General features: G+C 59.0%; 8 protein-coding genes and 1 pseudogene. 4 read left to right on the top strand and 5 right to left on the bottom strand.

Features of this window, described 5'->3' with window-relative positions; genetic code table 11:
• The first annotated feature begins 22 nt into the window (after positions 1-22).
• Positions 23-481, top strand: a complete 459-nt coding sequence (locus I3J27_RS32550; RefSeq protein WP_270162978.1) for a hypothetical protein — start codon at positions 23-25, stop codon at positions 479-481.
• A 776-nt stretch (positions 482-1,257) separates the two neighbouring features.
• On the opposite strand, the gene groL is transcribed toward I3J27_RS32550, so the two are convergent.
• The 3 genes from groL to I3J27_RS32530 form a co-directional block, all read right to left on the bottom strand.
• Positions 1,258-2,907, bottom strand: a complete 1,650-nt coding sequence (groL, locus tag I3J27_RS32545) for a chaperonin GroEL (protein ID WP_270162977.1) — start codon at positions 2,905-2,907, stop codon at positions 1,258-1,260.
• A gap of 86 nt (positions 2,908-2,993) precedes the next feature.
• Positions 2,994-3,308 (bottom strand): co-chaperone GroES, encoded by a 315-nt coding sequence (gene groES / locus I3J27_RS32540; RefSeq protein ID WP_270162976.1) that lies wholly within the window; start codon positions 3,306-3,308, stop codon positions 2,994-2,996.
• 908 nt (positions 3,309-4,216) lie between these two features.
• Entirely contained in the window at positions 4,217-4,420 is a 204-nt protein-coding gene (locus I3J27_RS32530) for a hypothetical protein (RefSeq protein WP_270162975.1), read from the bottom strand.
• Positions 4,421-5,125: 705 nt separating this feature from the next.
• Between I3J27_RS32530 and I3J27_RS32525 the strand changes: the two genes are divergently transcribed.
• From I3J27_RS32525 to I3J27_RS32515, 3 genes are all read left to right on the top strand, one after another.
• On the top strand, positions 5,126-6,253 hold the full coding sequence (locus tag I3J27_RS32525) for a glycoside hydrolase family 18 protein (protein WP_270162973.1): 1,128 nt from the start codon (positions 5,126-5,128) through the stop codon (positions 6,251-6,253).
• Between the two features lie 746 nt (positions 6,254-6,999).
• Positions 7,000-8,739: an outer membrane protein gene (locus I3J27_RS32520; RefSeq protein ID WP_270162972.1), complete on the top strand. Its 1,740-nt coding sequence runs from the start codon at positions 7,000-7,002 to the stop codon at positions 8,737-8,739.
• A gap of 591 nt (positions 8,740-9,330) precedes the next feature.
• Positions 9,331-9,774 carry an NAD(P)-dependent oxidoreductase gene (locus I3J27_RS32515; protein ID WP_270162970.1) on the top strand — a complete coding sequence of 148 codons (444 nt, stop codon included), beginning with the start codon at positions 9,331-9,333 and terminating at the stop codon, positions 9,772-9,774.
• Between the two features lie 218 nt (positions 9,775-9,992).
• On the opposite strand, the pseudogene I3J27_RS32510 reads toward I3J27_RS32515, so the two are convergent.
• Positions 9,993-10,884 (bottom strand): annotated as a pseudogene (locus I3J27_RS32510) (NAD(P)H-dependent flavin oxidoreductase).
• Positions 10,885-11,046: 162 nt separating this feature from the next.
• Entirely contained in the window at positions 11,047-12,267 is a 1,221-nt protein-coding gene (locus I3J27_RS32505; RefSeq protein WP_270162969.1) for an ABC transporter substrate-binding protein, read from the bottom strand.
• Positions 12,268-12,493 lie beyond the last annotated feature (226 nt).

The following is a 12,493-nucleotide window of genomic DNA, read 5'->3' as shown; positions in this document are numbered from 1 at the left end:
TCCCGTCGATCTGCGAGGCGACATGAAACGGTCGCCGGAAGAACTACGCAACAATCAGGGAGTGGCCCAATGGAAATCGTCTTGGGATGTTGCGCCGGGCTCGTTTTCACCGGCATCCTGGTTGCGTGCTACTGGGCAGTGCGGTGACAAGGAGCCGCAACGCGTGTCTTTGCTTTTGAAATTGATCGAACCTGACCCGCGCCATAGCCTCCTGAAGCGAGCCTTGTCGCACGGCTCGCAAGCCTTTGGGCTCGTCAACAATAATCTTTGGTATCGTCTTCCGAATAGAGCGCTGCAAAGTGCGTTTCCTGACGATTCTATTCCGGAGGCTGCATTGAGGGACCCGCGCGCAGTCAAGCGCGAAAGATGCCCCGCCACCGCTATCAAGTCGATCATCGCGTACGTTTCCGCCCCGCTGAGTCCGACGAGTAACGAGACGCGACAATGTGATGATCCGCTCGGCTTTGGCTGTTCCGCCTAGCTTTGGTCAACGCTGGATTGGGAATCATAGGACCCACGCTACCCACGGGCATAGCAGGCCAATGTCACCTGGACTGGCCCAGTCTTGCTGCTTGCGCCGACTCGCTGCCGCGGATCGCACAAGCGCGGCTAATAGAACGGGATGTCGCATCTTAGTCAGCCGAACGAGCTCTGTGCCGCAATGGGCTATGCTGACGTGCTCATTGCTTCAAAGAAGTAAACCATTGCGGACCATATGAGTTGCCAGCTTACGGGAATGTCCGATGCCCCACGATCGGTCGTGGCGTCAGTTCTCCTTGGCAACTCTGGCCGCGCGATCGAGGACATCCCGATGTCCGGAGCACCCTGCCGAGTAGGCTCTGAACCGACAACGTGGAGAGGCGACTTGCATGGAACGGTACACTGTCTACATGGTCAGACGCGACGGGCATCTCGTAGGCTTTGTCGAGTTTATCTGTTCGGACGAAGGGACCGCCACGGAGCGGGTGCGGAAGCTTGCAAGCGACCACGCGGTTGAGCTTTGGCAGAACGATCGTAGGATCGCAGCATATGAAGGACGCCGGTGGCTCCGCGAAAAGGAGATCGATTGAGATGAGCACGCGACGAAATGATTCGACGTGGGGAGCTGGCCGCCCGCCCCAGAATCGGCAGATGTTCGATATCCGCTACTAAGCAGGTTGCTCTCCGCAGAGTTGTCGAACATGCTCGGCACACAAACAAAAACCCCGGCATCGCTGCCGGGGTTTCGCATTCCGTGGTGCGCCTGAGTGGCCGGACTCAGAAGTCCATGCCGCCCATGCCACCCATGCCGCCGCCCGGGGGCATCGCCGGGCCGGCGCCGCCCTTCTTGGGCAGCTCGGCGACCATGGCTTCGGTGGTGATCAGCAGCGCCGCCACGGAGGAGGCGTTCTGGATCGCGGTGCGAACGACCTTCGTCGGATCGATAATGCCCTTGGTGACGAGGTTGCCGTACTCGCCGGTCTGCGAGTCGAAGCCATAGGCGTACTGATCTTTCTCCAGGATCTTGCCGACGATCACCGAACCGTCTTCACCGGCGTTGATCGCGATCTGGCGAGCGGGAGCCGACAGCGCCTTGCGCACGATCTCGACGCCGGTCTTCTGGTCGTCGTTCTTGGTGCGCAGGCCCTTGAGCTGCTCGGAGGCACGGAGCAGGGCGACGCCGCCGCCCGGGACGATGCCTTCCTCGACAGCCGCGCGGGTCGCATGCATCGCGTCATCAACGCGATCCTTGCGCTCCTTCACCTCGACCTCGGTCGCGCCGCCGACGCGGATCACCGCGACGCCGCCCGCGAGCTTGGCGAGACGCTCCTGGAGCTTCTCACGGTCGTAGTCCGAGGTGGTCTCCTCGATCTGCGCCTTGATCTGGGCCACGCGCGCCTCGATGTCGGCCTTCTTGCCGGCCCCGTTGACGATCGTGGTGTTCTCCTTGTCGATCATCACCTTCTTGGCGCGACCGAGCATGTTGAGCGTGACGTTCTCGAGCTTGATGCCGAGATCTTCCGAGATCGCCTGGCCGCCGGTCAGGATCGCGATGTCCTGCAGCATGGCCTTGCGGCGATCGCCGAAGCCCGGAGCCTTGACGGCCGCGACCTTCAGACCGCCACGGAGGCGGTTCACGACCAGAGTCGCGAGCGCTTCGCCTTCGACGTCCTCGGCGACGATCACCAGCGGCTTGCCGGTCTGCACCACGGCCTCGAGCAGCGGCAGCAGCTCGTTCAGCGAGGAGAGCTTCTTCTCGTTGATGAGGATGTAGGCGTCGTCCATCTCAACGCGCATCTTGTCGGCGTTGGTGACGAAGTAGGGCGAGATGTAGCCGCGGTCGAACTGCATGCCCTCGACGACGTCGAGCTCGGTCTCGAGCGACTTGGCTTCCTCGACGGTGATGACACCCTCGTTGCCGACCTTCTTCATGGCATCGGAGAGGAACTTGCCGATTTCGGCATCGCCGTTGGCCGAGATGGTGCCGACCTGGGCGATCTCGTCGTTCGACGTGACTTTCTTGGAGTTTTTCTGCAAGTCCGCCACGACCGCGTCTACGGCGAGATCGATACCGCGCTTCAGGTCCATCGGGTTCATGCCGGCGGCGACCGCCTTGGCGCCTTCGCGCACGATCGCAGCCGCGAGCACGGTCGCGGTGGTGGTGCCGTCGCCGGCCGCGTCTGCGGACTTGGAGGCGACTTCGCGCACCATCTGGGCGCCCATGTTCTCGAACTTATCGTCGAGCTCGATGTCCTTGGCGACGGTGACGCCGTCCTTGGTGATGCGGGGCGCGCCGAACGACTTGTCGAGCACGACGTTGCGGCCCTTCGGACCGAGCGTCACCTTCACCGCGTTGTTGAGGATGTCGACGCCGCGCAGCATGCGGTCGCGGGCGTCGACGCCGAATTTGACTTCTTTGGCTGACATATTGGTTTCCCTGAGTTGATTGGTCTCATCTCACTCTTGAGGCGCCCGGCAGGCGCTCCTCAGGGTGAGCGGTGCGAGCGGTTGGATTAGGCGGCCTTCTTCTTGGCCGACGCATCGGTGAGAACGCCCATGATGTCGCTCTCCTTCATGATCAACAGCTCCTGGCCGTCGATCTTGACCTCGGTGCCCGACCACTTGCCGAACAGCACGAGATCGCCGACCTCGACGTCGATCGGGATCAGCTTGCCGCTCTCGTCGCGGCCGCCCGGGCCAACGGCGATCACTTCGCCCTGGGACGGCTTTTCCTTGGCCGTGTCGGGAATAATGATGCCGCCTGCGGTCTTCTCTTCTGCGTCGATACGCTTGACCACGACGCGGTCGTGAAGCGGACGGAATTTCATGCAGTCCTCCTAAGCAATTGCTTGGGTTGGTGATTTTAGGTAGTTAGCAGTCGATGCCCGCGAGTGCCAATGCGGGCGGAGCACAGGTAGGGCTGGTCTTTTCGGGAAGCAAGGGCTCCTCGCAGAAAAAAGGCGCTCAGGGTATTCGCCGGCTGTTCGTGGTCATACCGGCGAATGACCGAACCGGCGATCTGCCCTTGGTGTCTAGGATTTTCCTCACTATCCCGCGCGGACGCGAACTCGTGATGGCACGCTGGGGCGTGCCGACCTCGTGGCGGGTTCTGTGGACGCCACCAAGCTGTAAGCAAAGGGCAGGCCAGTCGACTTCCAGCAGCTGCTGAGGATGAGCTCGATGGCGGCACGACCAACGTCCGGTAGTGAGAGCGCGTACTGGAAGCGCTGGCTCGATCCGCAGAGCCGCTGCCTGGTGCCGTTCACCTCGTTCTCCCGAGGACGACACCATCGATGGCAAGAAGGTGTCGGTCCGGTTCGCTCCCGACGAGAGCCGGCCTGTTCTCGACGATGGAGTTGCAGCCGGCAAGACGGAATGCATTTCCGCCAACGCCGCTGTGAGGCGCGCCAAGGCGTTGTCCCGCAAGCCCGGCATCATGGGCGCGGTCGCCCTCTCGGGGACCGAAGGACCCATCGCGCGGCGTCTTCGGCGACGCCAAGGTGATCCGGAAATGCGGCGACGTACCCGAATATCTGAGCACGCCGATCGTCCCGACGTCGCCACACCCCAGCGGTGGCATCAGGGCGGAATTAGCCTGCGGACTCGCATTTGAGGCATCGCCAGATCGTGGCTCCCTGCTATCACGATTTGCGGCCAAGTCATGGACTTCCTGCAACAAGGGCAGACGCGAATGATGCTGGAACGTGGCGTTGGGCGACACGAAGAAGGCGAGAGATCAACAGAGGGGATCCGCCGGATGCTCGGCGAAACCAGATGAACCGGGCAAGCTCGAACCCGATCCCGCAGGCTGCTCCGCGGCGAGCTTTTCGACTTGTTCGACGAACTCGGACCGGGTGCGTTGATCGCGTATCCGGACAAAAGCGCGGATCAACCTAAGTCCCTGCAGATCGCTTCGCGTTGAAGACGCGGTGTCGTTCATTTTCGAGCTCCCTGGCTTTCTGTAGGTGGGTCAAGTCGCAAGTGCAAGAATGATCCGTATCACGCGCCGGTTGCAACATAAATCCTACCAAAAAGGAGGGGTTCTGCTCGCGCCTGAACGCAGGTTCACACGGAGCCCGCGCGGGGTAGGATGCGTGCCACAGTTTGCCCTTCACAGCCTCCCATCCTGGCGCAGAGACGATGAAGCGAAGCGCAATTCAGCGGACGAGAGCGGCCGTAGCTGCTGCCCATACGTTCCAATACACCAATCCACTTGTGCGCCTTTCGACAAATTCGGATGGGACAACGCGGCGGATGCTAGCCACAAAATGTCGGAAGCCCGCCACAGAACAGCTCTTTGAACTTCCATACTTCGTCTTAGACGAGCCTTCCTCCACCGCATTCAATTCGTCGTATTCTCGCCATTCGAGAGCTGAACCCGTCGCGCAGCAAATACAGCTCTCGATGAAGATGCCGCCATGAAGTCGTAGCGATCAGGTGAAACAAAGGGAGCCAGTGCCGCGCAGATCGAAGGCTCGCTGAGGCGATCGCGTTATCGGTTGGCGCAGCGTAAAATCAGACAGAGAGCATAAGGCCGTAATCCGTGGCAATTAATCGTCGAAACTTCGCTGCAGCCGGGTTTTCTACGCTCGTGTGCGGATACGCACTGATGCAGCCGGGACGGGGCACGCCGTCCCGGAGGCCAGTGGTCGCAGGCTATGTCGCCCCTTGGAAAGCCCGGACGGGCGGTCCAAACATCAAGACGATCCCGGCTCGCGAACTGACGCACTTGATGTACGCGTTCGGCACCGTTTCGGCAGAAGGACTGGCTGGACTTTCGGATCGTTGCCTGGACGCAGGAGCCTGCGACGGAACCGCGCCGTCGACCGCGTTCGGCGGCAATTTCGCCCAACTCACCGAATTGAAGCGGAGCAGTCCGGAGCTCCGGATCCTGATTGCGTTGGGCGGCTGGAGCGGGTCGAAATATTTCTCGGCCGCCGCTGCCACGCCGAGGTCGCGCGCGCGGTTCGCACAATCCGTTATCGAGGCGTTCTTTCGGCCGTATCCGGGTCTGTTCGATGGTGTGGATGTCGATTGGGAGTTTCCCGTCTCAGGAGGACGCCCAGGGAATCTCGCGCGCCTCGAGGACCGCACGAATTTCACGCTCCTGATTGCGGAGCTTCGCCGAAGACTCACCGAGTTTTCCGCATTGGAGCGCAGGGAGCTGGAGCTCACCATCGCCGTATCGGCCGTCCCCAACAAGATTATCAATCTGGAGGCGGCCGCTCTCGCCCCGCTGGTCGACCGGATTCATCTAATGGCCTACGACTATCATGCGGGCTCGACCTTTGCCGGCTTCAATGCTCCGCTGTTTGCCTGCGCCGGCGATCCAAGTCCCGATCTCAATGTCGATGCCAGTGTGAATGCCTTGATCCGGGCCGGGGTGCCGCGGGCCAAGGTCACGCTCGGGGTAGCCTTCTATGGCCGAGCTGTTGCAGGCGTTCCGCAGGAGAACGGGGGGCTCTTGCAAAAGGGGACGATGGCGAGCGAGGAGTGGGGAGGGAGTGACGGCATCGATTATCGCGATCTCGTTGTCCGGCGACCGGAAGAGCAGGGCTTTCGCCGGTATTGGTGTGATGAGGCCCAAGTGCCGTGGCTCTATGACGCCGAACGGCGGATATGGATCAGCTACGACGATCCGCTATCCATCGCAAGCAAGACGATGTACGCGCGCGCCCATGGACTCGCCGGGATCATGATCTGGGACCTGTTCGCCGACGACGGTTCGCTGCTGCTCGCGGCGCTCCGCATCCTTCCTGTGCGAAGATCCTAATAGAAGTGTCGTCATTACGTCGCCTTGAAGCACGTCATCTGTGCGCGCCTCGAGCGAAATCAGCCGCGAAACGCTGTTGAGATCAGAGCCACGTCGAATTGAAAACGGCGATGTCGGAAATCTGGCGCCCGGCAGCGTCGTTCGGGAGGCATGCTGGCGGCAATGCGGGTTTTTCGTCGTGATGCCACGTGCGCACCGGATCCCATCCGGTTGCTCGCGAGGCCGGACGACTCTTCGCGACCCCTCACGCGAAGGCTTGAGCAACCCTGACTTAAGCCATGTCTGTGTATCGGTGCGGGATCCCGATCCCGATCGGCGCCATGAGTCACTGACCCATGCGATATAGAAGAGGCATGCTTCGGCGCCGATTCACACGTGACCCCCTGCAGTGAAGACGGTGGTCTCGCCAGCCGGCCCCGTTCCTTATCAGGCGAGACATCGGCAGAGTTGCGGCGGATGCTCTATTGGCCTGCTTCAGATGCGCCTCACGATGATGCCGTCGGCGATAGCAACGTAGATTGTGAGTCTTGAGACAAATGTCAGCAACTTGACGCTACACACCACTACGAAGTGCCTGCAGAACCGCCGAATTCAATTGGCTCGCGGTTTGCTTTGCTGACGCCATCATTGCCAATCGCAAGCGTTGATTTTCCAGGCGGACTAGGGCGCGCGTCGCAAGCGTGTGGTCTGGCCCCGACGGTTTGCTGTGGCGACAAGTTAAGGCGCTCGGTTGTGGACGGCGCAAAATGCAGGAAGTGTTTGGAATGCGATCTGGAGTTCTTCTTTCGGGAGTCGCAACAATTGCGCTCGTCGCAAGCGGTGCAGCCAATGCGGTAGACCTTTGGCCAGACGTGAAATTGCCAGCGGCGGTGTGGAGTTGGTCCGGAGGCTATATCGGCGGGAACGTCGGCGGTGGGTATGGCCGAACCTCATTCAGCAATCCCTACGGTCCCCCAATCTATGGCGGCGTGGTTGACACCCCAGTGTTCCTCGTAGGTGGCCAGATAGGCTATAACTGGCAGAAGAACAGCTGGGTCTTTGGCGTCGAACTCGATGTCAGCGGTGCTGTCTCCGACGGCACAAATACCTGCCTCGCCTCCTCCGGCTTTGTTGTGAGCGCAAATTGCGCGGCAGGTCCCAACGTCTTTGCGACCGGGACCGGCCGGGTCGGTTACACCTTTGGCCCACATGGCCACACGCTGGCCTATCTCAAGGGAGGCTTGGCTTGGCAAAACAATCGCGGCGATGTCGTCAACAACAACGAGTTCAATGGCCGCGGGACTCAGGAGAACACCAGTTTCGACTATGGTCGGGTCGGCGGCATCATCGGGCTGGGCGTCGAGCAAGCACTTACGTCTGCATGGTCTCTCAAGGTCGAATACGACTATCTGCATTTCGGTGGGCCGAGTATCGCAACGCCTCCGACGGTGCAGTTTCCGCCGTTCGCAATCCTTCCGGCGAATACAACGAGCCTGTCTAGCACCTATCACATCGGAACGATCGGTCTGAATTACCATTTTGACGCCGACCCTTGGGATGCGCAACGGTCCGATGCGCCGTTGTTCACGAAAGCAACGGGCAGCGTGCCGCCGACGGCTGACACAGCCGGTTGGTCGTTTGAAGGCGGCTCGCGGCTTTGGGTCAGCCGCGGACGATTCCAATGGAATGACAGCGCTGTGCCCAATGAAGTCCCTGCTGGAGATCCTAACATTCTTGTATCGAGGATCACCCACCACGGTCTCAACGGACTTTCCGGGGAATTATTTGGCCGGGTTGACAGCCCGTGGGGAGCGTTTCTGAAGAGCAACGTTGGCATCGGTCGCTTCGACAAAGGAATCACCAACGATGAAGATTGGGGAATTGATCGCAGCCTCTCCTATATCAACACGAGATCAGGCCAGGCAAACGGGAGGTTCACCTATTACACCGCCGACGTAGGTTACGATTTCCTGCGCGGCGCCAACTACAAGGTCGGGGGCTTTCTCGGCTGGACCTACTACGAACAGAGCTCCGACTACATCGGATGTGTACAGATTGCCAACCCGATGGTTGGATGCTTGCGGCCAGATCCAGATGGTGACGACACAGTCGCTGGAAGCCAGAATTCCCAGTGGAATGCACCTCGTGCCGGCCTAAGCGCCGAAACCATGCTCACCGAGCGTTGGCGTTTGAGTAGCGACGTCGCTTACCTGCCTTGGACCGATTTCAAAGGACGTGACAATCATCTTGTGCGCCCGACGACCACCTTCATCGATCAACGCGGGAACGGAGGCGGGGGTGTCCAACTCGAAGGCGTGTTGTCCTACTTCATTACCAAGAACTTCAGCGTCGGCATCGGCGCGCGCTATTGGGCCATGTGGACCAAAAAAGACAGTGAAATGACATGCACAGGCTGTGATGGCCCGGGAACCACTGGGACTGAGCTTGCGAAGTTCAGCACGGAGCGCTGGGGTACATTCTTTCAGGCCTCTTATAAGTTGAACTGAAAAGGCCGATCCACAGTCAAGCTCCAGACAACGGCCTCCTGATTGACCCTCCTGGGATCACCACAGGGATCCCGGGCAATTTTGGCGCCGGCGCAATTGTACAGCATATGATCACGCGTTCACAGAGTCCATGCGCCTGAATGAAAGCAGCGCCTGCGATGCGGTGGCTGACGAGTTCCAAGCTTAGTTCGCTGTGCGGCTCGCCGCAAGCTCCGAGGTAGGTGAGGTCGCCGTCGAGCCCAGTGAGGCATGCGGGGCATCGCCCCGCTTCGTCGCGCACGCGTCGAAAGTAGACAAGCCTGTGGCTTGCATCATCGCCGCTCCGTCAGTTTGGCGCTGGTCGATTACGAAGACAGGAGACGTCTTTCGCCAACGGGTTGCGTGCTCCGACGGCAGGAAAGCGCGACGTCTCGATCGCTAAATCGATCAACGATCGTCTGATCCTTGTACGGTCGTCTGATATCTTAACTATTCAGCAGCAGTTGATACTACCAACTATGGAGAGGTGACAGATGCTCCGCCGGCGGCGGCCTTCACCTTAATATATGTCAAGTCCGTCCATATCGACCAAAATGAGGCTCTGGCGCATCCATGAAAATCACGTTGTTGGGCGGTACCGGGTCGATCGGCCGCGTGTTTCTCGAAGAGGCTATCGCAGCCGGCCACGAATTGCGCATATATGGCCGCACGTCACCGAACGCGAATGGAGCTGATTTCATCCGCGGCGAACTCTCGGACAAAGTCGCCATGACGGCTGCAGTTCGAGGCTCTGATGCGGTCGTAAACACTGTCGGCGTGCGATCAAAGGACGACATTCCGGTTATCACCGTCGCCGTATCGAACATCATTACGGTTATGGAGAATGCGGACGTACGCCGCCTCGTGAGTATCTCCGGCGCAGGCGTGAGACTCCCTGGAGACCGGCGTGGTCCGCTGGGCCATATCGCGACTTGGATCGCCAGATCAATGGCCTATGACATGATCGCGTGCAAGCAGGGGGAATATGAGCTTATCGCCCGTTCTCATCTCGAGTGAACTATTGTTCGTCCTTTCGTGATTACAAACAAGCCCGCGAAGGGGAAGGTGCGGGCCGACGAGGCGGTATTTGACGGGAACCGCGAAAGGGCACGCAGGGTCTGCTCGCAGACACTCGGGAATGAGTGGAGCGACAAGTTTCCATCTCCTATCGATCATTTGATCTTTCGGCCAATCAATGGGGCTGGCCGCAATGACATTGATAATGTCGGCCATTTTCAACGGCTGATGCCATGAAACTCCGAGCTCGTCTGCGTGACCAATTCGTTGACGGACACGACATTGGTGATTCCTGAAGTCGAATGCCCAGCGCTCCAGATATCGCGCCATCGCTTTGGTCGAGCTTCGCGAGCGGTGATGTCGATATCCTTGCCAATTTCGATCGAACCGTGGAGCGGCAGGTTGTTGGGATCGAGACCCGCCGACGTGATCGATGGCCGCAACATGATCGTCTGCAATCCGGTGAATGCTGTCGTCAGGAGAATATCGTCGGCGGTACTCTCGACGAGCATTTGTTTGAATCGTCGGTCAGCCATGCTCTCGTGCGGCGCGATGAACTTGGTCCCCATGTAGGCAAGATCGCAGCCCAATGTCTGCGCCGCTCTGAGAGCGACGCCATCGCTAATGTCTCCAGCGAGGACGATCATCCCGTCGAAGAACGCGCGCACCGCGCGAACGAATGCGAATGGAGTTAGCCAGCCGGTCTGGCCGCCAGCTCCCGCGGTCAATAGTATTAGGCCGTTGACACCGGCCTCTGCGGCCCACTCAGCGTGCCGAATAGACGCTACGTCGGCAACAACTAACGCGCCTGCATCCTAGAGCAGACGAAGCACCGGGATAGGGGACCCGACCGATGTGATGGCAATCTCAGGATTATGCTTGAGGACGACGCGCAGATCGTCTGCGAGGCGAGTATTAGCACGATCAAATTTGGACAGATCGGCGCATGTTGTCTGCCGGTCTTGAAGCTGTGGGGTGTAGACGATCGCTGATCGCGGCTAGCCATTGATCCAGCTCATCGGCGCTCCGACAATTCGCCGTCGGAAACGAACCGATCACGCCGCTTCGGCTTGCCGCCACCACAAGCTCGATGCGTGAGACGAGGAACATCGGTGCTGCAATTAGCGGTAAGGCAAGGCGATCCCGAAACGGCAGATTTTGGTTGGACGAGTCCACCTTCTCTCCTAACGACCGAATTGAGCGAAATACCTATCGAAGAACGGCGCAGTCGTGAGCCGCACGGAGTTCCTAGTCCGTGCGGCTCGGATACGTTCAGTTCGATAACTTGCCCTCGATGATCGGACCAAAGGTGACCCAGTTGTTTCCTTCAAACGTCATCAACTGCATCTGCTCGATCGGGAAATGATCGGTAGGCGACGTCTTGAGTGTGATACCGGGCAGCAAGGTCGACGGCGCGAAGCCATTCAGGTTTTCTGAGACCTTCATGATGTTTTCCCGAGTCAGGTTGTCGCCCGCCTGCTCGAGGATGTACTGCAGCGTTTGAAGAGCTGCATACGAGTAGGTTACCAGATTGCTATTGCGATCTGCGTCAGGCGCGTATTTTTGCAGGAACTGCTCGCATTCCTTAACCCCGGAGTCGTCCTTCCAAGCGGGGTCCGTCGGGTCCTTGTAGTAGCCAGCGCTGATGATGCCTTGCGCGTAGTTGAAGCCGGCTGGCTTAATCACCGCTCCCACTGAGCTCGAAACGTTGTTCAGGATATGGACAGGCTTCCAATCTAACTCGCCCATCTTTCGGATCGCCATCGCGGCGAATTTGGGCTGGCTGAGATTGAGTACCAGGTCTGCTCCCGATGCCTTCAGCTTGACGATCTGCGAGTCGATCGTGGGGTCGTTGAAGTCGTATGTCGCCTCAGCAACAATCATCGAGGTCTTGTCGCCGAGCCCGTCTTTAACGCCCTTGTAGATATCCTTGCCGTACTCGTCGTTTACAACCAGGACGGCGATCTTGGCGTTAGGGTGCTCCTTCAAGATCCATTTGGCATAGACGCGACCTTCGGATTGGTAGGACGCATTGAAAGGCATCGTCCATGGAAACGACTTGGGATCCTCGCCGAATTTCGTTCCTCCGGTCGCGAGCATCAGCTGTGGGACCTTCTTCTGGTTCATGTACTTCATGATGGCCAGATTCGGCGGCACGCCCAGCGTCTGGTAGAGGAATAGAACTTCGTCGCTCTCGACCAGCTTGCGGGCCTGCTCGACCGTTTTCGGCGGGCTATAGGCGTCGTCGTACGAAATCCAATTAATCTTCCGTCCGTTGATGCCGCCCTTTTCATTGATCATCTTCACATACCCAGCAGCGATCTTGCCCACGATGGCGTAGGCGGAGGCTGGCCCGCTATAGGGAAGAATGTTTCCGATCTTGATTTCAGTGTCGCTCGCCCCGGGACCGTATTGCTTTTGTGCAAACGCTTGGTGCGAGCCAATCGTGACGCCGGCGGCTACGGCAAAAACAAGCAAACTACGCGTATTCATTTTTCCTCCTGTTTCGTTTGTGATTGATCGCCTGGACGGACCAGTAGCTTCGGAATGGCTTAGACCGCCATTTTATAAACTGATCACAAGTCGACCTCATGGAATAATACCAAGTTATATCAGCTAGTTGTGATGATTTGACAACAAGATAAATTTATGACACTGACGTCACGTTACTGGAACTGAGATTTGGGTCAAGTCCTCCAGGAGAGGCGGACCGAACTCG

Origin of the sequence: Bradyrhizobium xenonodulans, assembly GCF_027594865.1 — a bacterium.
Lineage (GTDB): Bacteria > Pseudomonadota > Alphaproteobacteria > Rhizobiales > Xanthobacteraceae > Bradyrhizobium > Bradyrhizobium xenonodulans.
This window is presented reverse-complemented; position numbering and strand designations above follow the sequence as displayed.